25 protein-coding genes are annotated in these 20108 nt (G+C 63.1%); 9 read left to right on the top strand and 16 right to left on the bottom strand.

Features of this window, described 5'->3' with window-relative positions; translation table 11 throughout:
• Nucleotides 1-104 precede the first annotated feature (104 nt).
• The 5 genes from queA to LDB26_RS03155 form a co-directional block, all read right to left on the bottom strand.
• Entirely contained in the window at nucleotides 105-1139 is a 1035-nt protein-coding gene (gene queA, locus LDB26_RS03175) for a tRNA preQ1(34) S-adenosylmethionine ribosyltransferase-isomerase QueA (RefSeq protein WP_257540285.1), read from the bottom strand.
• A 24-nt stretch (nucleotides 1140-1163) separates the two neighbouring features.
• A complete protein-coding gene (locus LDB26_RS03170; RefSeq protein WP_062063982.1) occupies nucleotides 1164-1937 on the bottom strand; it encodes a peptidylprolyl isomerase in 774 nt (257 codons plus the stop codon).
• 98 nt (nucleotides 1938-2035) lie between these two features.
• On the bottom strand, nucleotides 2036-2542 hold the full coding sequence (gene coaD, locus LDB26_RS03165) for a pantetheine-phosphate adenylyltransferase (RefSeq protein WP_062063980.1): 507 nt from the start codon (nucleotides 2540-2542) through the stop codon (nucleotides 2036-2038).
• A gap of 2 nt (nucleotides 2543-2544) precedes the next feature.
• Nucleotides 2545-3456, bottom strand: a complete 912-nt coding sequence (locus LDB26_RS03160; RefSeq protein WP_062063978.1) for a polyprenyl synthetase family protein — start codon at nucleotides 3454-3456, stop codon at nucleotides 2545-2547.
• 4 nt (nucleotides 3457-3460) lie between these two features.
• Complete coding sequence (locus LDB26_RS03155; RefSeq protein WP_257540283.1) at nucleotides 3461-3721, bottom strand: exodeoxyribonuclease VII small subunit; 261 nt, start codon at nucleotides 3719-3721, stop codon at nucleotides 3461-3463.
• A gap of 169 nt (nucleotides 3722-3890) precedes the next feature.
• On the opposite strand from LDB26_RS03155, the gene LDB26_RS03150 reads away from it, so the two are divergent.
• Nucleotides 3891-4274 carry a hypothetical protein gene (locus LDB26_RS03150; protein WP_062063974.1) on the top strand — a complete coding sequence of 128 codons (384 nt, stop codon included), beginning with the start codon at nucleotides 3891-3893 and terminating at the stop codon, nucleotides 4272-4274.
• A gap of 65 nt (nucleotides 4275-4339) precedes the next feature.
• On the opposite strand, the gene LDB26_RS03145 is transcribed toward LDB26_RS03150, so the two are convergent.
• Nucleotides 4340-4777, bottom strand: a complete 438-nt coding sequence (locus LDB26_RS03145; RefSeq protein ID WP_062068579.1) for a DUF805 domain-containing protein — start codon at nucleotides 4775-4777, stop codon at nucleotides 4340-4342.
• Nucleotides 4778-4878: 101 nt separating this feature from the next.
• Between LDB26_RS03145 and purL the strand changes: the two genes are divergently transcribed.
• Nucleotides 4879-7053, top strand: coding sequence for a phosphoribosylformylglycinamidine synthase subunit PurL (purL, locus tag LDB26_RS03140; RefSeq protein WP_257540281.1), 2175 nt, complete (start codon nucleotides 4879-4881; stop codon nucleotides 7051-7053).
• Nucleotides 7054-7243: 190 nt separating this feature from the next.
• Here the strand turns inward: purL and LDB26_RS03135 are convergent, their stop codons facing one another.
• Nucleotides 7244-8014 (bottom strand): methyltransferase domain-containing protein, encoded by a 771-nt coding sequence (locus tag LDB26_RS03135; RefSeq protein ID WP_257540279.1) that lies wholly within the window; start codon nucleotides 8012-8014, stop codon nucleotides 7244-7246.
• Between the two features lie 74 nt (nucleotides 8015-8088).
• Here LDB26_RS03135 and LDB26_RS03130 point away from each other — a divergent pair, with 74 nt between their 5' ends.
• The 3 genes from LDB26_RS03130 to bfr all read left to right on the top strand — a co-directional run bounded on the left by LDB26_RS03130 (nucleotide 8089) and on the right by bfr (nucleotide 10201).
• Nucleotides 8089-9333, top strand: a complete 1245-nt coding sequence (locus LDB26_RS03130) for a DUF418 domain-containing protein (protein ID WP_257540277.1) — start codon at nucleotides 8089-8091, stop codon at nucleotides 9331-9333.
• Between the two features lie 57 nt (nucleotides 9334-9390).
• Nucleotides 9391-9561 (top strand): bacterioferritin-associated ferredoxin, encoded by a 171-nt coding sequence (locus LDB26_RS03125; RefSeq protein ID WP_062063965.1) that lies wholly within the window; start codon nucleotides 9391-9393, stop codon nucleotides 9559-9561.
• Nucleotides 9562-9721: 160 nt separating this feature from the next.
• Nucleotides 9722-10201, top strand: coding sequence for a bacterioferritin (gene bfr, locus LDB26_RS03120; RefSeq protein WP_062063963.1), 480 nt, complete (start codon nucleotides 9722-9724; stop codon nucleotides 10199-10201).
• 153 nt (nucleotides 10202-10354) lie between these two features.
• Here bfr and LDB26_RS03115 read toward each other — a convergent pair whose 3' ends face one another.
• Entirely contained in the window at nucleotides 10355-10762 is a 408-nt protein-coding gene (locus LDB26_RS03115; RefSeq protein ID WP_062063961.1) for a (deoxy)nucleoside triphosphate pyrophosphohydrolase, read from the bottom strand.
• Nucleotides 10763-10843: 81 nt separating this feature from the next.
• On the opposite strand from LDB26_RS03115, the gene LDB26_RS03110 reads away from it, so the two are divergent.
• Nucleotides 10844-11029 (top strand): Flp family type IVb pilin, encoded by a 186-nt coding sequence (locus tag LDB26_RS03110; RefSeq protein WP_257540275.1) that lies wholly within the window; start codon nucleotides 10844-10846, stop codon nucleotides 11027-11029.
• 136 nt (nucleotides 11030-11165) lie between these two features.
• On the top strand, nucleotides 11166-11354 hold the full coding sequence (locus LDB26_RS03105) for a Flp family type IVb pilin (RefSeq protein WP_257540272.1): 189 nt from the start codon (nucleotides 11166-11168) through the stop codon (nucleotides 11352-11354).
• Nucleotides 11355-11426: 72 nt separating this feature from the next.
• On the opposite strand, the gene LDB26_RS03100 is transcribed toward LDB26_RS03105, so the two are convergent.
• The 5 genes from LDB26_RS03100 to LDB26_RS03080 form a co-directional block, all read right to left on the bottom strand.
• Nucleotides 11427-12869: a M48 family metalloprotease gene (locus LDB26_RS03100; RefSeq protein WP_373886187.1), complete on the bottom strand. Its 1443-nt coding sequence runs from the start codon at nucleotides 12867-12869 to the stop codon at nucleotides 11427-11429.
• Nucleotides 12870-13095: 226 nt separating this feature from the next.
• Entirely contained in the window at nucleotides 13096-14040 is a 945-nt protein-coding gene (locus LDB26_RS03095) for an acetyl-CoA carboxylase carboxyltransferase subunit alpha (RefSeq protein WP_257540270.1), read from the bottom strand.
• A gap of 11 nt (nucleotides 14041-14051) precedes the next feature.
• Nucleotides 14052-14969 carry a tyrosine recombinase gene (locus LDB26_RS03090; RefSeq protein WP_257540268.1) on the bottom strand — a complete coding sequence of 306 codons (918 nt, stop codon included), beginning with the start codon at nucleotides 14967-14969 and terminating at the stop codon, nucleotides 14052-14054.
• A gap of 3 nt (nucleotides 14970-14972) precedes the next feature.
• Nucleotides 14973-16787: a hypothetical protein gene (locus LDB26_RS03085; protein ID WP_257540266.1), complete on the bottom strand. Its 1815-nt coding sequence runs from the start codon at nucleotides 16785-16787 to the stop codon at nucleotides 14973-14975.
• 5 nt (nucleotides 16788-16792) lie between these two features.
• Complete coding sequence (locus LDB26_RS03080) at nucleotides 16793-16978, bottom strand: hypothetical protein (protein WP_062063948.1); 186 nt, start codon at nucleotides 16976-16978, stop codon at nucleotides 16793-16795.
• 85 nt (nucleotides 16979-17063) lie between these two features.
• Between LDB26_RS03080 and LDB26_RS03075 the strand changes: the two genes are divergently transcribed.
• Together LDB26_RS03075 and aroB are read left to right on the top strand one after the other, a co-directional pair.
• Nucleotides 17064-17612 (top strand): shikimate kinase, encoded by a 549-nt coding sequence (locus tag LDB26_RS03075; protein ID WP_257541957.1) that lies wholly within the window; start codon nucleotides 17064-17066, stop codon nucleotides 17610-17612.
• Nucleotides 17603-18718 (top strand): 3-dehydroquinate synthase, encoded by a 1116-nt coding sequence (aroB, locus tag LDB26_RS03070; protein WP_062063946.1) that lies wholly within the window; start codon nucleotides 17603-17605, stop codon nucleotides 18716-18718. The genes LDB26_RS03075 and aroB overlap by 10 nt, the downstream gene beginning before the upstream one ends.
• A gap of 96 nt (nucleotides 18719-18814) precedes the next feature.
• Here aroB and LDB26_RS03065 read toward each other — a convergent pair whose 3' ends face one another.
• The 3 genes from LDB26_RS03065 to fabZ form a co-directional block, all read right to left on the bottom strand.
• Complete coding sequence (locus tag LDB26_RS03065) at nucleotides 18815-19117, bottom strand: putative quinol monooxygenase (RefSeq protein WP_231746429.1); 303 nt, start codon at nucleotides 19115-19117, stop codon at nucleotides 18815-18817.
• 157 nt (nucleotides 19118-19274) lie between these two features.
• Nucleotides 19275-19499 (bottom strand): 50S ribosomal protein L31, encoded by a 225-nt coding sequence (gene rpmE, locus LDB26_RS03060; protein WP_021245674.1) that lies wholly within the window; start codon nucleotides 19497-19499, stop codon nucleotides 19275-19277.
• Nucleotides 19500-19620: 121 nt separating this feature from the next.
• Nucleotides 19621-20103: a 3-hydroxyacyl-ACP dehydratase FabZ gene (gene fabZ, locus LDB26_RS03055; protein WP_062063944.1), complete on the bottom strand. Its 483-nt coding sequence runs from the start codon at nucleotides 20101-20103 to the stop codon at nucleotides 19621-19623.
• Between the last annotated feature and the right edge of the window lie 5 nt (nucleotides 20104-20108).

The following is a 20108-nucleotide window of genomic DNA, read 5'->3' as shown; positions in this document are numbered from 1 at the left end:
CGCATCCTCTCCTTCGTTATCCTTGAGAGAAGGCTATGCCTGCCCCACCCGGCTGACAAGCGTGATATGGCCGTCTTGCCGGCGTTGCGCCGAAAAGCCCGGTCCTATCCTTGAGGCAACAGCAGCGACGAATCCCCGTAGCTGTAGAAGCGATAGCCCTGCGATATGGCGTGGGCATATGCCGCCTGCATCCGATCCCGTCCCATCAGCGCGCTGACCAGCATGAACAAGGTCGATTTGGGCAAGTGAAAATTGGTCATCAGGCCGTCCACCGCCCGGAACCGATAGCCCGGCGTGATGAAGATGCGCGTTTCGTCCTCGAACGGACGGATGACGCCATCCTCTCCCGCCGCGCTTTCCAGCAAGCGCAGGCTGGTGGTGCCCACCGCGATCAGTCGTCCGCCCCCGGCCCTCGCCGCATTCAGCCGGTCCGCAGTCGCCGCGTCGATCCGGCCCCATTCGGCATGCATCCGGTGATCGTCCGTGTCATCCGCCTTCACCGGCAGGAATGTCCCGGCGCCGACATGCAGCGTCAGGGTCTCGGTCGCGACCCCCGCTTTCGCCAGCCCCTCCATCAGTTCCGGCGTGAAATGGAGCGCGGCCGTAGGCGCGGCCACCGCCCCGTCCTTTTGCGCGAACATCGTCTGATAATCAGCCCTGTCGCGCTCATCGGTGGGGCGCTTGCTGGCGATGTAGGGGGGCAAGGGCATCCGCCCCGCCCGTTCCAGCAGCAATTCGACCGGCTCATCGCCCTCGAAGCTCAGTGTGACGCCGCCATCTTCGTCGCGAGACCCGGCAATAGCGGTGACGCCTGCGCCGAAGTCGATCCGGTCGCCGTCGCGCACCCGCTTGGCATTGCGGAGGAACGCCTGCCATTGCCGCAGCCCCAGTCGCTTGTGCAGCGTCGCGCCGACCTTCGCCTGCCCGCGTATGCCTTCAAGCTGCGCCGGAATCACCCGCGTATCGTTGAATACCAACACGTCGCCCTTGCGGAGCAAGGCAGGCAGATCGCGCACGACCCCGTCCGCGATCGGCGCATCCCCCGCCACAAGCATCAGCCGCGCCGAATCGCGCGGAGATGCCGGGCGCAGCGCAATGCGCTCGGGCGGCAAGTCGAAATCGAACAGGTCTACGCGCATGGAAGTCGCCGCGCGGGCCGCCGCTTATGGCTGCGGTGAGGATTGCGGCTGGGCCGGGGCGGGCTGCGCGGAGGGCAGCACCGACGGCACGTTCGCCGCAGGAACAGCCGGAGCGATGGGCGCCGTCACTGGCGGTTTGCCATCGCTTTCGATCGACGCCTGCAGGATGGTCGTGGGGTTGGCGGGCGGCTCACCCGGCGCAATCGCATCGGCATATTGCATCCCTTCGATCACGCGGCCGAAGACGGTATACTTCTTGTCGAGCTGAAGCCGGGGCAGCAGCACGATGAAGAACTGGCTGTTGGCGCTGTCCTCCGACTGGGCGCGCGCCATCGACACCGCGCCGCGCACATGGGGCAGCCAGTTGAATTCCTGCTTCAGGTCCGGCAGCGTCGAACCGCCCGTGCCATCGCCCTTGGGATCGCCGCCCTGCGCCATGAAGCCGGGGATCACGCGATGGAACTTAAGGCCATTGTAAAAGCCCTGCCGCGTCAGTTCCTTGATCCGTTCCACATGCGTGGGCGCGACATCGGGACGAAGCTGAATCCGCACGCGGCCGCCAGTGGACAGGTCCAGATCCCACACATTCTGCGGATCGACCGGGATGCTGGCGGGGGGAAGTTGGGGCGTGCCGGACTGTTCCAGCGCCTTGGCGTTCTTTTCCGCGACGGCGGACATTTCCGCCTTCTTCAGTTCCTCGCCCTGTCCCTGTCCGCCGCCCTGCGCCAGAGCCGCGCCGCTGGACGCATAGAGGGCGAAACCGATCGCCACGGTCTTGAGCGCCGAAGTAAACCGCATGGATAAGCTTTCCCTAACTCTCTATTGACCGATGGCGAAGTTGCCCCCTGATAGCGCGCTCTTCGCGATTGGCAACTGAACGAAGGCTGAGCGGTGCGTTATCCGCCCTTGCGTCCCAACGCCGCGACGCGTTTTTCCACTTCCTCGCACACGGTCGGGCTGACGAATTTATGGATGGGGCCGCCGTAAAGCGCGATTTCCTTGACCAGGCGCGACGCAATCGGCTGCAACGACACGTCCGCCATCAGGAAAACAGTCTCGACGCGGCCATTGATCTGCTGGTTCATTCCCGCCATCTGATATTCATATTCGAAGTCCGCGACGGCGCGCAGACCCCGGATGATGATGCTGGCCTGCTGCGATTCGGCAAAGTCCATCAGCAGCGAGTTGAAGCCGGTAACGACGATTTCCGTATCGATACCGGCGCATTCGCGGCGCACCATATCCAGCCGCTCCTCGTCACTGAACATCGGCGATTTGGAAATATTGGTCGTGACGCCGATCACCAGCTTGTCGACCAGCTTCGCCCCGCGCCGGATGATGTCCATATGACCCAGCGTGATGGGATCGAATGTGCCGGGATAGACCCCCACCCTTTGTTTCATGCCTACCGATCCCTTTCCACGATATAATCGGCAATGGCGCACAGCAGATCAGCCCGCTTGCCGAAACCATGCAGATGCGCCTTGGCCTGATCGACCAGCAATTGCGCCTGCTCCCTCGCCCGATCGGCGCCCAGCAGGGAAACGAAGGTTTCCTTGCCCGCTGACGCATCCTTGCCCAGCGCCTTGCCCGCGGCGGCCGTATCACCTTCGACATCGAGCAGGTCGTCCGCGATCTGGAAGGCGAGGCCAATGTCGCGCGCATAGCCGTGCAGCCCCGTGCGCCCTTCCGGCGGGATGCGCGCCATGATCGCTGCGGCATCGACGCAAAAGCCGATCAGCGCCCCGGTCTTGAGATTTTGGAGCCGCGTCACGGTGGCAAGGTCGAAGCGGCTGTCTTCCGCCGCCAGATCCATCATCTGGCCGCCCGCCATGCCCGCCGCCCCGCTGGCAAGCGCAAGCGCCTTCACAAGCTCCACCCGCACGAAAGGCGCCGGGTGCGTCTGCTCGTCGGCCAATATCTCAAAGGCGAAACTTTGCAGGCAGTCACCCACCAGAATCGCGGCCGCTTCGTCATAGGCCTTGTGGACGGTCGGCTTGCCGCGCCGCATATCGTCATCGTCCATCGCAGGCAGATCGTCATGCACCAATGAATAAACATGGATGCACTCGACCGCCAGTCCTACACGCAGCGCCGATTCAGGCGAGATATTGAACAGGTCGCATGCCGCCCGCACCAGCAGCGGGCGCAGGCGCTTGCCTCCGCCGATGGCCGCATGACGCATCGCGTCATAAAGGCGCGCCCTCGCATCGTCCGGCACGGCGAGCAAAGTGTCGAAGGCGCGGTCGATCGCGGCCGAAATCAGGGCCGACTGCTGGGCAATCAACGCACCTGCGGAGGCGCCGCCTCCCTTCATCCCGTCAACCCGCGCCGAAGGGCTGTGCGCCGGTGACGGCGCCGCTCGCGTCGAGCGTGAGTTTCTGGATGCGCGCCTCTGCCGCCTGCAATCGTTCCATGCACTGCTTCCGCAACGCCTCGCCCTCGCTGTAGAGCGAGATCGATTCGTCCAGCGGCACGTCTCCATTTTCCAGCCGTCGCACGATGGATTCGAGCGCGCGGAGCGCCTCCTCGAACGAAAGCGTGCTGGGGTCGGTCGGCTGCGTCATGCTCTCTTCGGCCATGGCCCTGCATTGGCCTTCACCGCCCGCGCGGTCAAGTCCGCATGGCACCCGTGGCCCCATCATGCGGCCCTGTCATGGTTCCGTCACGCTGACGCATAAGAATATAACAGGCAAATTCACTATTTTTGCGTTGACGTCACTTGTTGCAAGTGCACATAGAAGGCCCGCTATGAAATATTATCTCCCCCTGACCGCCGTCGCGGCCCTGACCTTGCTGTCGGCCTGCAACAAGAATGATGAACCCGAAGTCGTGGGCGGCCCCGCCGACCCGATGGCTTCGCAGCTTGCCAACGCCGCGCCGGTGGAACTCCCGCCGTCGGTGAAGAACAGCTTCCAGTATCGCTGCAAGGACAACAGCCTCGTCTTCGTCGACTTCCTGAGCGACGACAAGACCGCGAACCTGCGTACTGAAAAAACCGGGTCGCCGACCAAGCTGGTCGCCGCCGAAGCCGGCCAGCCGTTCGAAGCCACCGATGGCTACAAGATTGAAGGCAATGGCAAGCAGGTCACCATCACCCTGCCGGGCAAGAGCGCGCTGGGCTGCAAGGCCTGAGTCCTGAATCTCCGTGATAGCAAAAAGGCCGGACCTTTCATCGAGGTCCGGCCTTTTTTATGCCCTTACGATCTGCGGATCAGTTCCGGCTCGCCCACCTCGATCGGATCGGGGCCGAAGCGATTGGCGCCACGCGTCCCACTCATGATGAAGAAAACCAGCAGGATGATACCGCCGATCAACGGCAGGAGGATCAGCAGCAGCCACCATCCGCTGCGGTCCGTGTCATGCAGCCGCCTGACCGACACCGCGAGCTGCGGGATGAACATCGCCAGCACGAACAGTCCCGTCAGCGGCCCGGCCTGGGTCCGGTAACCCGCATCGACCCACCATGGGCCATGATCGACCCACCGCTGCGTCACGTTGAGGCCCAACATGGTTTCGACGATGCTGATCACGATCGCGGCGAGGATCAGGAACAGTGCGAACATCCAATATTCCTTCGGTCGCGCCCTTCCCGAAAATCTCGCATAGCGGCGCAGCGGCAACAGCATCCATTCCATGACGGTCTCCTCCCCTTTCCAACGCACGACCCATAGCATGTTTTCCACACAGGACGCCGCAAGGATTGTCTATCCGCGCCCACGCGGCTAAAGGCGCGCTCATGTCCAGCACCGCCACCCAGATCACGCCCGAAATCGTCGCCGAACACGGGCTTTCCCCGGAAGAATATGATCGCGTCCTGAATGCGCTCGGCCGGGAACCGAATCTCACCGAACTTGGCATCTTTTCGGTCATGTGGTCGGAGCATTGCTCCTACAAATCGAGCCGCATCCACTTGAAAAAACTGCCCACCGAAGGGCCACAGGTCATTTGCGGCCCTGGCGAAAATGCGGGCGTCGTCGATATTGGCGACGGGCAGGCGGCGATCTTCAAGATGGAGAGTCACAACCACCCGTCTTACATCGAACCCTATCAAGGTGCGGCGACCGGTGTGGGCGGCATATTGCGCGACGTGTTCACCATGGGCGCGCGCCCGATCGCGAACATGAACGCGCTGCGCTTCGGACGGCCCGATCACCCCAAGATGAAGCATCTCATTTCCGGCGTAGTCCATGGCATCGGCGGCTACGGCAATTGCGTGGGTGTGCCCACCGTGGGTGGCGAGGTGAATTTCCACCCCGCCTATGACGGCAACATCCTGGTCAACGCGATGACCGTGGGCGTCGCTGACACCGACAAGATCTTCTATTCGGCGGCGTCGGGCGTCGGCAACCCGATCGTCTATGTCGGGTCCAAGACCGGCCGCGACGGCATCCACGGCGCGACCATGGCCTCCGCCGATTTCGGCGATGATGCCGATGCGAAACGCCCCACCGTGCAGGTCGGCGATCCCTTCACCGAAAAGCTGCTGATCGAAGCCTGTCTCGAACTCATGGCGTCGGACGCCATCGTCGCGATTCAGGACATGGGCGCGGCAGGCCTCACCTCTTCCAGCGTCGAAATGGCGTCCAAGGGCGGCGTCGGCCTGCTGCTCGACATGAATAAGGTGCCGCAACGCGAAACCGGCATGAGCGCCTATGAAATGATGCTGTCGGAATCGCAGGAGCGCATGTTGATGGTGCTCCAGCCCGGCAAGGAAGCCTTTGCCGAAGCCATCTTCCGCAAGTGGGAACTGGACTTCGCGGTCATCGGCGAAGTCACCGATACGGGCCGCATGGTCCTCGTCCACCATGGCGAAACGGTGTGCGACATTCCGCTCGCCCCGCTGGCCGACGACGCGCCGCTTTATGACCGCCCCGCCATGCCGAAGGACGAATATAAGGCATGGTCCGGCGTTCAGCCGCTGGGCGACATTCCGGCGTCCGACATCGGCGCGGACCTCGTGAAGTTGATGGGCAGCCCCGACATCGCGTCGCGCCGTTGGATCTGGGAGCAATATGACCACATGGTCGGCGCCGACACGGTGCAGCGTCCCGGCGGCGATGCGGCAGTTGTGCGCGTCCACGGCTCGCAAAAGGGAATCGCGATCAGCACCGACTGCACCCCGCGCTATTGCTATGCCGATCCCTATGAGGGCGGCAAGCAGGCCATCGCAGAATGCTATCGCAACATTTCGGCAGTCGGCGCGACACCGCTCGCCGTCACCAATTGCCTCAACTTCGCCAATCCGCAGCGGCCGGAAATCATGGCGCAGTTCACCGGCTGCCTGGAAGGCATGGGCGACGCCTGCCGCGCGCTCGACTTCCCAATCGTGTCAGGCAATGTCAGCCTCTATAATGAGTCCAAGGCAACAGGCGGCGGCTCTGCCATCCTGCCCACGCCCGCCATCGGCGGAATCGGATTGCTCAAGGACATCGACGTCATGGCGACCGTCGCCTTCAAGGCGGAAGGCGACGCCATCTGGCTGATCGGCGCAGAAGGCACGCATCTGGGTCAGTCCATCTGGCTGCGCGAAATAGCGGGCCGGGAAGCGGGCGAAGCGCCCAAGGTCGACCTCAAGGCGGAACGCGCCAACGCCGAAACCGTCCGCGCGCTCATCGCGGAAGGCAAGGTCACGGCGGTCCATGACATTTCTGACGGCGGCCTTCTGGTCGCAGTCGTGGAAATGGCGTTGGCCGGCAACATCGGCGCGGAACTGAGCGCGAATCTCACGACCGCCACCGCATTCGGCGAGGATCAGAGCCGTTACATCGTCACCACACCCGAAGGCACCGCCATCCCCGGCGCGACCCGCATCGGCACCTGCCAAGGTGACAAGATTGTGGGCGTGACGCTGGACGCCCTGCGTGGGGCGCATGAAGGCTTCTTCCCGAACCTGATGGATGCGGAACTGTAAGGACGGAGGGGAGCTTTCCTCCTTTCACCAACTCATGTTTTGATGAGGCGGGGATGTTCGAAAGCGACCAGTTTCGGCTATTCCGGACACCCGTATCGACAAGCTCAGTGGTTACTCAGGATGAACGGGGTGAGGAAAGCTGCCGTTCCGCAATCCATCCGTCCCAGATCCGCGCGACGATGATGCTGCATCAGGCGCCCGAGCGCGTCACGCGTCCGAAGAGCACCTGATAGCCATCATCCCCGCCCTGCGCCTCAAACGCGGCCATCACTCGTCGCAAATCACTGGGGTTTAACGGTTTTCTTCCCTCGCTCGGTACTACTGCGCCGATGCCCTTGAGGTGTGCGATCAATCCCATGGCGCCTCCGCAAGGCAGCGCATATTCCTCGTCAAAAGCAAAGGCATCGCCAAAGGGCGTCAGAATCGCGCGCAAATCGTTCAGATCGGGATAGTCCGGCACGCCCGCCGCCAGCCCGCACGCCGCATGGGCGGCACGCCACCGGGCGAAACTGCCCCGCCCCATCGTGGAGAAGATCAGGCTTCCCCCCGGCCGGAGTAACCCCGCCAGCCGTCCGACCGCTCCTCCCATATCGTCGAACCACTGGAAGGCGAGGCTGGAGAGGATAAGATCGAACCATTCGCCATCGAACGCCGGAATCTCCCCATCCATCGGCAGGAAGGTTCCCGCGACCAAACCGCCCGCCGAGGCCCGTGCTAGCATTTCGGGCGACAAATCCGTCGCCACCAGTTCCGCGCCGGGCCAGCGCGCCTGAATATCCCGCGTCAGGAAGCCCGTGCCGCAGCCGATCTCCAATATGCGCTCAACACCGGCGGGCTTCTGCCGCTTCGCCAGATCCGCGACCAGCGCCGCCGCCAGCCGCTGCGGCCCGGCATGATCGTCATAGCGCGCCGCAGCCGCGCCGAACGCATCGCTTATCCGTTGCTTGCGGCCCATGTTCATGGCTAGTCGCATGGCAGAGCCTTCCGCGCTTTGCCAGCTTCTTTACCAAGCCAAACTCTTTACAAGGACCGTTGATGACTGCGCCTTCCTCCCGCCTCCTTTCGATGGACGTGCTGCGCGGCTGTGCGGTCATGGGCATCCTCTGGATGAACATCACGGCCTTCGCCCTGCCCCAACCCGCCTATTTCAATCCGGCGGTATCGGGTCCGCTTTCGGCCAGCGATGTCACTTTCTGGACAGTCGGTTTCCTGTTCTTTGACGGCAAGATGCGCGGTCTTTTCGCCCTGCTGTTCGGCGCGTCCATGCTGCTGCTGATCGACCGGGAGGAAATGGCCGGACGCGATGGCCGCCGTGCCCAGATGGTGCGGGCCGCATGGCTGTTTCTGTTCGGCCTCGCCCATTATCTGCTGCTCTGGTGGGGCGACATATTGATGACCTATGCGATCGTGGGGCTGGTTGCTCTGTTGTTTATCCGGCACGAGCCGTTGTCGCTGGTGAAATGGGCGTTTCTCTTCTTCCTGATCCATTTCCTGCTCTGCGTCGCTTTTCTGCTCAGCCTTTATAGCTGGTCCCACGCGGCATCCGCGCCCGGAACCGCCGCCGATATCCGCGACGGCTTCACTCATTTCATCGCGCCCTATTCCGATCCGCGCAGCGCCGCCGTCCTTGCCGAGACCGCAACTTACCGAAGCGGATTCGTCGATATCGTCCGGCATCATCTGGCGGGCTATCCGGGCCAGTGGTTCTGGTCGTTCCTGTTCACCGCGCTCGAAACATTGGGCTTCATGCTGCTGGGCATGGCGATGCTGAAGGGTGGTTTCCTGACAGGACGCTGGAGCGCGGAGCAATATTGGCGGACGGCGCGGCATTGTTTCCTGATCGGCCTGCCACCCATGGCCGCGCTGGTCCTGTGGGTGGTCCTCAGCCGATTCGCGGCGCTTCCGGCGTTGGGCAGCATGATGGCCTGGTCCTTCCCCTTCCGCATTCCGCTGACGGTGGGATGGGCGGCGCTGATCCTGTGGCTTCTCGCCGGGCGCGGCCAAAGCCGAATCACGTCCGCCATCGCCGCCGCCGGACGCATGGCGTTCAGCAATTATCTGGGCACCAGCCTGGTGATGACAGCGATCTTCTATGGCTGGGGCCTTGGCCTGTTCGGGCAGGTCCGGCCCGCCGCCCTGCCCCTGTTCGTGCTGGGGGGATGGGCCGTCATGCTGCTGTGGTCGCCGCTCTGGCTGAAGCGATTCGGTTCCGGGCCGCTGGAATGGCTATGGCGCAGCCTCGCCAAGGGACGGCTGCAAAAGATTCGCAAAAACATCTGATGGGACTATTGCGACCTATTATCATCTGCGCTATCTGCTTGGTCAGGAGTGCGAGACATGGTCGTTTGCGTTTGTAATGCCATTCGGGAAAAGGATCTGAAGGACGCCGTGCGCGATGGCGCGGATACGCCATGCAACGCCTATGCCCGTTTCGGCCGCCGCCCCAAATGCGGCCAGTGCGTTTCCTTTGCCCGCACCATCATCGCCGCAGAGCGGGCCACCGCTTAAAAGCATTGCGAGGCAGGTGCATGAATAGCCGTCTTCCAATCGCAAACCCGAAGCAATAGCCTTACAAAAAATGGCGGATTTTCAAGGGTTTTTGGCTTAACAACCAGTCCCGATCGCCTTATAATGCCCGGCACTTTCCAATAACCGGAGCATTCCCCCCATGAAGGGCGATCCCAAAGTCATCGATTATTTGAACGAGGTTCTCAAGAACGAGCTGACCGCGATCAATCAATATTTCCTCCATTATCGCATGCTCGATCATTGGGGCATCAAGAAGCTCGCCAAGTTCGAATATGAAGAGTCGATCGACGAGATGAAACATGCCGACAAGGTGGCGGAACGCATCCTGTTCCTTGACGGCCTGCCTAATTTCCAGCTGCTCGGCCGCCTCAAGATCGGCGAAACGGTGGAAGAAGTGCTCAAGTCCGATCTCGAACTGGAATATGAGGCTCTGCCGACGCTCAAGGATGGCATCGCTTATTGCGAGTCGATCCGCGACTATGTGTCGCGCGATCTGTTTCAGTCCATCCTTGAAAGCGAGGAAGAGCATATCGACACGCTGGAAACGCAGTTCGAGATGATCGATCGGATGGGCCTGCAAAACTACATCCAGTTGCAGAGCGAGGCCGCCGAGGGATAACGGAAACACTCAAGCGGTGCCGATGGCGGTAGTGATAAGGTAGCCAACCCCTCTCCTTTGGGGAGAGGGGTGCAAAGATTTGGCAGCGTGCCGCTTAGCATAGCGGGGTGAGGGCATGCGATCCGCAGGATCGCAGCTCTGGTAGCTTCCCTTCTAAATCAACGACTCCAACAGCCCGATCAGCGGCAGGTCGGCGGGCGGCATGTCCAGCGCATACATCTGCGCTGGGCGCGCCCATTTGAGCGCCGTGGCATGGCGGGCTTCGGGCACGCCATGCCATTTACGGCACACATAGAGCAGCAGCAACAGATGGCGCTCCCCCAGCGGCGCGCTCGCGAAGGTCGCGGGGGCCAGGCAGCTTGCATGGGTGCTGATGCCCAGTTCCTCCTCCAATTCCCGCACCAGCGCCGCTTCGGGCGTTTCCTGCGGCTCCACCTTTCCGCCGGGAAATTCCCACAGGTTCGGCAAGGACGTGTGAGGCGGCCGCTGTTGCAGGAGCACGCGTCCGTCCGCATCGACCAGCGCCGCGGCCACAACCAGGAGGGGAGAAATCTGCATCATGTCGGTCCAACGAAAGGGCTTTGTTAACCGCGCCTCCTTTACACAGCCAGCCGGGACTGTCTGCAACGGACTGGAATGTAAATGCGGGGGCTGATCGACATTATTGCCCGATGCGCCCTGGCGCGATGCCAGCGCGGCGCGACGGCAATTGAATATGCACTGATCCTTGCGTTTATTTTTCTCGCAATTGTTTCCTCCGTCAGTCAATTCGCAAGCAAGTCCATCGCAATGTGGGATCATGTGGCAGAAAAGGTTAATTCCCACTAACCATCAATATTTGACAAAATGGACCTGTCATTAAGTTTTTTTCAACTGAAGCCCCTTAAATCGGGTTCTGCTTATCTTCCGGTCAAAGAAGACAAGCCGGGTAGTTGAATAATTTCCTCGGGTATGGAGACAAGACATGCAGTTTATTCGTAAGATGCTGAAGAATGAAGAAGGCGCGACCGCCATTGAATATGGCCTGATCGCCGCTCTGATCGCCGTTGCCGCTATTGGCGCGATGAGTTCGCTGGGCAGCAATCTGCGCGGCACCTTCCAGACGGTGGCTGACAATATGTCGGATGCGGCTGGCACCAGCACGGGCGGTTAATCGCTGGTGGTCGCTTAATCTATAAAAGGCAGGAGAAGAAATTCTCCTGCCTTTTCTTATATCTATCTACAGTCAAACCACGATTTTCACCCGTTGCCCCGGCCGCAGCACCGATTGCGCCGTCAGCGCGTTGATCGTCAGGAACCGTTCCAGCGGATAGTCGGAATAGGCCATCCGCTTCGCCAGCGACTGCACGGTGTCGCCCGCCTTTACAGTGACGACCTCCACCCGGCGCGGCCGGATCGCGGCGGCGTCCTGCGCGGACAGGCGCTGCACGGACTGCACCATGGGCGCGAACGGCCCCACGCCCTGCCCCGCGCCGGTCAGCAGCAGGAAATGATAGGCTTTGCCCCCCCCGAAATCATAAGCGAACACCGTCGCGTCGACCTGGCCCGACTGGGTATTGGCCCGCACCGTGCGCCATGCCGCGGGCAATCCGTTGACCGTGGTGCGGCTGACATCGCCTGCCGGCGCTTTCCCGCCGCCCAGTCTGGCGAGCACGGCGTCGATATAGGCGGCCAGATTACCCGAATAGGATGCGCTGCTGAATTGCGCCTGCCCGCTCGATCCCGCGACGGTCACGGCGCTCGCGCCATTTTCCATGCCGAAACCGGATGGCGCGGTAAAAGCGAGGCGCATGTCGGGGTGGCGGAAGCGGCTGCCTTCGATCACGCCCTGCTTGGGATCGTCGCCATAAAGCACGCCATCCACCGCATTCAGGAAGGCGTCGCGATTGCGGACGGTGCCAGTGGAGCCACTGCGCTGTGCTTCCCGCGCGGCGCGGCCGACGCGGGATGCCGGGTCGGGGTGCGTGCTCGCCCATTCCGGCATGGAACCCGCATTGCCCGTCACACGGCTGTCCAGGCTGCTCTGCGCGGCGAGCGAGGCCAGCATATCGGACAGGGCGCGCGGATCATAGCCGCCCGACGCCAGATAGCGGATGCCCAGATCGTCCGCCTCATATTCCTGCGAGCGGGAGAATTTGAGCGTCAGCAACTGGCTGCCCGTCCCGATCCCCTTTTGCAGCAGGCCGCCAATCGCCGAATCGCCCAGCAGCGCGCCCGTCAGAACCTGAAGCAAGGCGCCGCCCACGGCGTTGCGCTGGGCCGTTTTCTGCCGCCGCTGGCCGTGCTGGGCGGCAACATGGCCGATTTCATGGCCGAGCACGCCCGCCAGTTCCGCCTCGTCGTTCATCAGGGCCATGAGCTGGCGGGTGACGTAGACATAGCCGCCGGGGATCGCGAAGGCGTTGTTCACCGGCGAATTGAGCAACGTGACGGTAAAGTCGCTCTGCGCGTTGGAAAGACCCGACTGGACGGCGATGCGGCGGCCCACGCCCTCCACATATTTCGCCTGCGGTCCCGCATAGGCGCCGCCGAACTCTTCCAGCAGTTGCGGATGCTGCTTCGCGCCTGCTTCCTTTTCCTGCGGGTTGATCGAAGATACGGTGCGGATGGCGCGCTGCTGCCCGATCACGGATGGCGCGGCGGCCATGGCCCCCACCAGCGTCAGCATTCCTGTTGCGGCGCAAGTCCAGACATATCGTTTCTTCACAGCTAACAGCCCCTTTCCGCTCTCATAATGGCGGAACGATAAAGGACTGTCACTGTTTCCGGAAGGGTGAGGTAAACGCGATGCCAATCCTCTGAGAGGGAACTGACGGAGACGTATCTCCGCTATCGAGAGGGCGCTACCCCTCCACCACCGCTTCGCGGCGGTCCCCCTTCCTTGAAGAACGGATTTAGGCGCCGATGGCTAGGAACTTGTCGGCGCGGTCCGTGCGTAGCGCCGCGGCATCCATGCCGGACAAGGCATCCAGTTCCTCGCCTATCGCGGCGGCGAGGTTGGCGACGGCGACGGCCGGCTCGCGGTGCGCCCCGCCCAGCGGTTCCGGCACGATGCGGTCGATCACGCCCAGCGCATGCAGATGCTGCGCCGTGACTTGCATGGCGGTGGCGGCGTCGCTTGCCTTGTCGGCAGTGCGCCACAGGATCGAGGCGCAACCCTCGGGCGAAATCACCGAATAGACCGCATGTTCAAACATCAGGACGCGATTCGCGGCCGCCAACGCCACAGCCCCGCCCGATCCGCCTTCACCCACAACAGCGGCCACCATCGGCACGCCAAGGGCAAGACATTGTTCGGTGGAGCGGGCAATGGCTTCGGCCTGCCCGCGCTCCTCCGCCTGCACGCCGGGGAACGCGCCGGACGTATCGACCAGCGTGACGACCGGTAGGCCAAAGCGGTCCGCAAGCTGCATCAGGCGGATCGCCTTGCGATAGCCTTCCGGTTTGGCCATGCCGAAATTATGGCGAACACGGCTGGCGGTATCGTCGCCCTTTTCATGGCCGATCACGACGACACGCCGCTCGCCCAGCGTGGCAAGGCCGCCCAATATCGCCTGATCGTCGGCAAAGGCGCGGTCCCCCGCCAGCGGCATGAAATCGTCGAACATGCCCGCGACATAATCCTTGAAATGCGGGCGCTCGGGATGACGTGCAACCTGCGTCTTCTGCCACGGCGTCAGCTTGGCGTAGCTGTCCGCCAGCATCTTGGCAGCGCGCTGCTCCAACTTGTCGATTTCACCATCTATGTCGATGTCGCCCCCATTGGCGGTGGCGCGCAGTTCGATGATGCGGGCCTCAAGCTCCGCGATCGGCTTTTCAAATTCCAGAAAGCTTACCATGGGCGAAGGCGTTAAGGCGCAGACGCTTCGCCGTCAACGCGCCGATGGGCCATCGTCGCCAAAGGATGGCGGCTGTTGACCAGTTCGACCAGTCGGCGGCTGTCGACATGAGTGTAAATCTGCGTGGTGCCGATGTCAGCATGGCCCAGCATGGATTGCAGCGCGCGCAGGTCCGCCCCGCCTTCCAGCAAATGTGTGGCGAAGGCGTGGCGCAGAACATGGGGGCTGACCCGATCCGGCGCGATCCCGGCGGCGGCGGCCAGCGCCTTGATCAGTTGATAGAGGCGAATGCGGCTCAAATGGCTCTTGCCGGAGGGAAACAGCCAGGGGCTGTCCGCGGGCACATGGGCCAGCCATGCGGCGACCGCTGCCCGCGCCCGGTCGGAGATCGGGACAAGCCGCTCCCGCCCGCCCTTGCCTTTGAGGATCAGAAAGGGCCTGTCCGTCGCCAGCGCGCGGCGTGGCAGTGAAACCAGTTCGGTGGCGCGCAGGCCGGAGCCGTAGAGCAGTTCGATCAGCGCGGCGAGCCGCAGGTCGAGCGGCGAAGGATGTGAAACTGCGATTCGTTCCTCAATCTGGTGGAATAGCCTTTCGACATCCTGCACGGAGAGAATTTTCGGCAGCGGACGGCGCGTGACCGGGCGAGGAAGGCTGGCGGACGGATTATCGCCCCGCAGCCCCTCTTCTTCCAGAAAGGCGTAGAAAGCGCGCAGAGCCGACGCCTTTCGCGCGACCGAGGACGCAGCAAGTTCCGCCCAGGCCTCCGGCAATGCGGCCAGCCGCTCCGCGCTCGCCTCCGCAAGACCACCCGCGATTCGCCCCGCTCCTTCCAGATCGGTGCGATAGGCCAGCAGCGTGTTGCGCGAAGCCCCCCGTTCCGCCGCCATCATTTCCAGAAAGCGGTCGATCAGGACGGCGTCGTCATTCATGGATCAGGCGCGGGTCAGCGCTTCCGCCGCGATCATCCGTGCTTCGGGATCCAGCCCCACACGATGCAATGCGGCGACGATGTGGAACAGATGACCGGGCGGCAGACGTCCCCATTCCGCCGCCTGCATGCCGACAGCGGCGAGCAGGGCGACGGTTCCCTTCTCTCCCCGCTGGGCCGCGGCCCCGATCGCCCTTGCCCACCGGCTGTTGGCGGCAAGGGTGAAGCCATTATCCTGCGCCAGCGCGGCAGCATCGGATGATGAAAGCCGCGACAGGCCCGCCAAGGCGGCGACAAGCAGACCTCCACGCGCGGGACCGGCGTCGTCGATAAAGCCGGACACGCGGCTCTGGCTGACTTCGACAAGCGCACTGGGCGCGCCGACAGCGAGCAACGCCCAAAGATCGGACGCGCCATCGCCATCCAGCGTTCCCGCCGCGCGCGCCCAGAGCGCTGCATTGCGATCATATCCCGCCGTCAGCATCGCCGCGACCAGGCTGGCCGCATCGCGCGCTTCCACCTGCGCGACGGGCAGTGCCGCCGCCGCCCGCGCGGTGGCGATCAGGCCGACATAATCAGGCCGCGCGCTGTCCTGCCAGATGGTGTGCATCCCCTGCAACCGGGCGGCGACGGTCGGCCCTCCATAAGCGGCGCGCAAGGCGTCGACCCTGTCGCCAAGCGCAGCCGGCGCATCGCCTTCCGCGCCCAACTCGCTGTAAAAGCCGACCAGCGCCCGGCTCGAAAACACGCCAAGGCGCGCCGCCATATCCGCGCCCGGCTGACGCCGAACCACGGAGAGAGCAGGCGCGCGCGCTTCCCACGCCCGAACATGCGGCCCAACCGTCGCATAGAGATTTGCCGGGATTTCGACATTCAGCGCCGTCGCGAGACCGAACCGCCACGCTGTCAGCCGGTCGATCCCGTCCCATTCGATCTTCACTGACCGGCGGGCGTTGAATCCGGTGCCGACCATCTTTTCCGCCAGCCGATAGTCGATCCCACGCACGATACCGCGACGCCGCGTCTGGTTGAGCGCGCCGCTGGCCGACCCCTGATCACCGGAAAGCGCCGCGCAGATCGCCCGGGTCATGTCCCAACCTGGTTCCTTGCTGACCTTCAGCGCGCCCGCAGACAGCGGGCACAGTCCCGCCGGGTCCGCCGTCGCCAGATAGGTCTGCATGGCGACCGCATAGAGGCGCGGCGTGAAGCGGTCCGCATCCACGCTCTGCACCAGCAGGCGAGCGCTGTCGGCCTCCCCCATACGCAGCAACAGCCAGGCGCGTTCCGCCACCCAGTCCGCGCCGTCGATGCCGCGCGGGGTATCCGTCGCGGTCAGCAGCGTCCGGCGCAGCAGAATGGAACCCCAGCGCGACACGATCGGCGCGCGCGTCTCCTTCATCAAAATAGCGAGGAACTGGCCGGATTCCGATCCGAACGCATCAGGCTCCAGTCCCAATGTCTGCGGCGTCAGCGGGCCAATGCGATCCAGCGAGCGGCGGGCGCTTTGCGGGAGATCATATTTCGCCTTCTGGGCAGCGAGTTCCGCTGCGCTCAGTTCTTGCGCCGCGCTGTTGTTCGCCGTCGCCTCATCCGGGAGGGTTAGGGAAAGAGCGGGCGGCGGTGTCGCGGGGGCAGGCGTGGCCGGTGAAGGCGATGAGGCGCGTCCGGGTTGCGATGGCGAGGGTGTAGGCGAGGTCGGCGCGTCGCCAAAACCCGGAGGCAGCAAGGATTCAGGCGCATCCTGCGCCACAACCGGCAGAGCCAGCGCAAGGGCAAGCGTACCCAGCGTCCACTTCGCATTCCCCCGACGACACGGCATCGGCTTTATTTGCCCAGCTTTTCGGCGGAGATAACCTTTTCCACGCGCTGCTGCGGTTGTTCGCCGCCGCGCGACCAGAGGAAAGCTATCAGCGCAATCAACAGGATCACCAATATGACGGGAATGATGGGCAACCGCGTCCGGCGACGGGATCTACCTTCGAAACTGCTGTAGGAACGATTGTTCTTCATGTGTCCTTCTGCGGCCCTTTGCCGGTTCAAGAAAGGAAAGTTGCGATTTGCCTCAGTGACGGCTGGCTGTATAGCCCCGGTCGCCATGCAGCGAAACAGCAAATCCACGGCAGCCGCCCTGAAGCGCGGACCGATCGTTCTGGTCGGCATGATGGGTGTCGGCAAATCCACGGTGGGGCGGCGCCTTGCCGCGCGCATCGGCCTTGCGTTCGTCGATGCCGATGAAGAGATCGAAAAGGCCGCCGGGATGAGCGTTAGCGAGATTTTCGAACGCTTCGGCGAAGCGCATTTCCGCGACGGCGAACGCCGGGTGATCGCGCGCCTGATGGATGGCGCGCCAAAGGTCATCGCAACGGGTGGCGGCGCGTTCATGCAAGACGACACGCGCGCCCTGATCCTCGATCAGGCGACCGCCATATGGCTGGACGCCGACATCGACATATTGGTCGACCGCGTGTCCCGCCGCGAAGGGCGTCCCCTGCTCAAGGGGAAAGACCCGCGCGTGGTGCTGACTGAACTGGCGGCCGTTCGCAATCCGGTCTACGCGCTCGCTCCCATTCATGTGAAAAGCATCGCCGCGCCGCATGAAGTCGCGGTCGAACGGATATTGGAGCAACTTCCAGCATGGCAATAGTGCAAGTCGCGCTGGACGCGCGCAGTTACGACATCATGATCGAACAGGGCGCGCTGGATCGTGCGGGCAGCTATCTGGCGGGTTATGCGCGCAAGGGGCGGCTGGTTGTCGTGACCGACGCGCATGTCGCCGCCGCGCAACTTCCCCGGCTGGAGGCGAGCCTGCGCGCCGCCAATGTGAGCGTCGAGCCGATCATCCTGCCACCCGGCGAGCCGACCAAAAGCTGGCGGCACCTGGAAAGCCTGCTGGACGACCTCCTCGCGCTGGAGATCGAGCGTGGCGATCATATCGTGGCGCTGGGCGGCGGCGTGATCGGCGATCTGGTGGGCTTCGCCGCGTCGATCCTGAAGCGCGGATGCCATTTCATTCAGGTGCCCACGACCCTGCTCGCGCAGGTCGATAGTTCGGTCGGCGGCAAGACCGCCATCAATGCCAAGGCCGGCAAGAATCTGATCGGCAGCTTCTATCAGCCTGCCCTTGTCCTGATCGACCCGTCGACGCTCGACAGCCTGCCGCCACGCGAAACGCGGGCCGGTTATGCGGAGGTCGTGAAATATGGCCTGATCGACGATCCCGATTTCTTCGTCTGGTGCGAGCGGGAGGGGAACAAGCTGCTGGCGGGCGACCCCAAAGCCCGCGAATATGCGATCGAACGCAGCGTCCGGGCCAAAGCCGCCATCGTCGCCGACGACGAACGCGAAACATCGGGCCGTCGCGCCCTCCTCAACCTTGGCCATACCTTCGGCCATGCGCTGGAAGCCGATACGGGCTTTTCCGACACGCTGCTGCATGGCGAAGGCGTGGCGGCAGGCATGGCGCTGGCCTTCCGCTACTCGGCTCGGCTCGGCCTCTGCCCGGCGAGCGAAGCAGAGCGCGTGACGGCGCATCTCAAGGCAGTGGGCCTGCCATATGATCTTGCCAGCGCGCATGTGCAGGCGGATGGTGCGGCGCTGGTCGCACACATGCTCCACGACAAGAAGATGGCGGCTGGCACCCTTCCCTTCCTGCTGGCGCGGGGGATCGGCCGATCATTCCTGTCGAAGGATGTGGCGCTGGCCGATGTGGCGGCATTCCTTGATGAGGAGCGCACCACCGCCGGGGAGTGAGGACGAACCCTTGTTGGTTTTGGCGGCAATCGGCCATTTTTTTTGCTAACAAGGCTGGCTTAGTCGGTGTTTGAAAGCGGACCAACGGGGCGCGGATCAAGTCCAACGTGGCTCGTCAACATCATAGACACGCAAATCGCGATTGCCGATACCAAGATCAGGCCATGCCGCCCGCCATTCAGCGATATGATCCGATGAGAAATGGCGATCCAATGCCACTTGGTCGGTCCACAATTCTTTGACGTGGATGAGGCCGGCATCGAACAGGTCTTCCGCATAGCCATATTCGATGCAGCCTTCTTCTGCACGACTAGCGACGGCCATTCGTCTCATGATGAGGCGCGCCGCCGCTAAATTTTCGGCCGGAAGGCGCATTGTTCCAATTATCAGCAGCAGCAAGGGTGAGCATCGAATCGGATGAAAGTAGCATGTCTGCTTCTCGTCCGTGGGCATCTGGAAGCTGCCGCGGTGCTCACCTGCCCAATCGCCCGCACAACCGCCCAAAACAAAAGGGCGCCGTTACGGGCGCCCTTCTCACTCATCCTCGCGGATGAGATTATTTCTTCAGCGTCAAGCCGCCGAAACGCTTGTTGAAGCGCGCCACCTGGCCGCCTTGGTCGAGCTGACGCTGACCGCCGATCCATGCCGGGTGCGACTTGGGATCGATGTCGAGCGCCATCGTGTCGCCTTCCTTGCCCCAGGTGGAGCGGGTGCGGAAGGTCGAACCGTCGGTCATCTGGACGGTGATGAAGTGGTAATCGGGATGCGTATCGGCTTTCATGATTTGCTCCATATATGGCCGGTTTCCGACCGGCCGTGGATGCCCAAAATGGCGAAGGCGCGCGGTTACATGCGTTTCCGCCCAAAAGCAAGGGGGAAAGGCTGCCCTTTCCCCCTGCCCGTCAGTCCTTCGGCGGGTCCGAGATCATGGCGACGAAGTTGGCTTCCGCCACCAGCTTGCCCTCGATCATCGCCTTGCCCGCGAATTTGCATATCGCGCCGCGCGACTGGGTGATCTCAACATGAAGGTCCAGCAGGCAGCCCGGCTCGACCGGCGAACGGAACTTCGCGCCGTCGATGCTCATGAAGTAGACCAGCTTGCCGGAATTGGCGAGTTGCATGGTTTCTACGGCGAGCACGCCCGCCGCCTGCGCCATGGCTTCCACGATCAGCACGCCCGGCATGATCGGCCGTGTCGGGAAATGGCCCTGGAAAAAGGGCTCATTCACGGAAACCGCCTTCACCGCGTGGATCGCGCTATTAGGCACAAGCGAAACCACGCGATCGACGAGCAGCATCGGATAACGGTGCGGAAGCGCCGCCATGACCCCGCGGACATCCATGGGGCCAAGAGCAGCGGCAGCCGCTTCAGGCTGATCGGTCATCTTCG

This window comes from Sphingobium sp. CFD-1 (assembly GCF_024611115.1).
In the GTDB taxonomy this organism is placed as follows: domain Bacteria; phylum Pseudomonadota; class Alphaproteobacteria; order Sphingomonadales; family Sphingomonadaceae; genus Sphingobium; species Sphingobium baderi_A.
Note: the sequence above shows the minus strand (reverse complement) of the source record. Positions and strands in the feature narration are given on the sequence as shown.

Coding starts and splice junctions, on each gene's coding strand:
- LDB26_RS03155 (WP_257540283.1), bottom strand. CDS start 3,721: ATGGCCGAAGAGAGCATGACGCAGCCGACCGACCCCAGCACGCTTTCG.
- purL (WP_257540281.1), top strand. CDS start 4,879: ATGTCCAGCACCGCCACCCAGATCACGCCCGAAATCGTCGCCGAACAC.
- fabZ (WP_062063944.1), bottom strand. CDS start 20,103: ATGACCGATCAGCCTGAAGCGGCTGCCGCTGCTCTTGGCCCCATGGAT.
- coaD (WP_062063980.1), bottom strand. CDS start 2,542: ATGAAACAAAGGGTGGGGGTCTATCCCGGCACATTCGATCCCATCACG.
- LDB26_RS03075 (WP_257541957.1), top strand. CDS start 17,064: ATGCAGCGAAACAGCAAATCCACGGCAGCCGCCCTGAAGCGCGGACCG.
- queA (WP_257540285.1), bottom strand. CDS start 1,139: ATGCGCGTAGACCTGTTCGATTTCGACTTGCCGCCCGAGCGCATTGCG.
- LDB26_RS03115 (WP_062063961.1), bottom strand. CDS start 10,762: ATGATGCAGATTTCTCCCCTCCTGGTTGTGGCCGCGGCGCTGGTCGAT.
- LDB26_RS03110 (WP_257540275.1), top strand. CDS start 10,844: ATGCGGGGGCTGATCGACATTATTGCCCGATGCGCCCTGGCGCGATGC.
- LDB26_RS03170 (WP_062063982.1), bottom strand. CDS start 1,937: ATGCGGTTTACTTCGGCGCTCAAGACCGTGGCGATCGGTTTCGCCCTC.
- LDB26_RS03125 (WP_062063965.1), top strand. CDS start 9,391: ATGGTCGTTTGCGTTTGTAATGCCATTCGGGAAAAGGATCTGAAGGAC.
- LDB26_RS03160 (WP_062063978.1), bottom strand. CDS start 3,456: ATGAAGGGAGGCGGCGCCTCCGCAGGTGCGTTGATTGCCCAGCAGTCG.
- LDB26_RS03095 (WP_257540270.1), bottom strand. CDS start 14,040: ATGGTAAGCTTTCTGGAATTTGAAAAGCCGATCGCGGAGCTTGAGGCC.
- LDB26_RS03085 (WP_257540266.1), bottom strand. CDS start 16,787: ATGCCGTGTCGTCGGGGGAATGCGAAGTGGACGCTGGGTACGCTTGCC.
- LDB26_RS03105 (WP_257540272.1), top strand. CDS start 11,166: ATGCAGTTTATTCGTAAGATGCTGAAGAATGAAGAAGGCGCGACCGCC.
- LDB26_RS03135 (WP_257540279.1), bottom strand. CDS start 8,014: ATGAACATGGGCCGCAAGCAACGGATAAGCGATGCGTTCGGCGCGGCT.
- LDB26_RS03130 (WP_257540277.1), top strand. CDS start 8,089: ATGACTGCGCCTTCCTCCCGCCTCCTTTCGATGGACGTGCTGCGCGGC.
- bfr (WP_062063963.1), top strand. CDS start 9,722: ATGAAGGGCGATCCCAAAGTCATCGATTATTTGAACGAGGTTCTCAAG.
- aroB (WP_062063946.1), top strand. CDS start 17,603: ATGGCAATAGTGCAAGTCGCGCTGGACGCGCGCAGTTACGACATCATG.
- rpmE (WP_021245674.1), bottom strand. CDS start 19,499: ATGAAAGCCGATACGCATCCCGATTACCACTTCATCACCGTCCAGATG.
- LDB26_RS03150 (WP_062063974.1), top strand. CDS start 3,891: ATGAAATATTATCTCCCCCTGACCGCCGTCGCGGCCCTGACCTTGCTG.
- LDB26_RS03090 (WP_257540268.1), bottom strand. CDS start 14,969: ATGAATGACGACGCCGTCCTGATCGACCGCTTTCTGGAAATGATGGCG.
- LDB26_RS03145 (WP_062068579.1), bottom strand. CDS start 4,777: ATGGAATGGATGCTGTTGCCGCTGCGCCGCTATGCGAGATTTTCGGGA.
- LDB26_RS03080 (WP_062063948.1), bottom strand. CDS start 16,978: ATGAAGAACAATCGTTCCTACAGCAGTTTCGAAGGTAGATCCCGTCGC.
- LDB26_RS03100 (WP_373886187.1), bottom strand. CDS start 12,869: ATGCTGACGCTGGTGGGGGCCATGGCCGCCGCGCCATCCGTGATCGGG.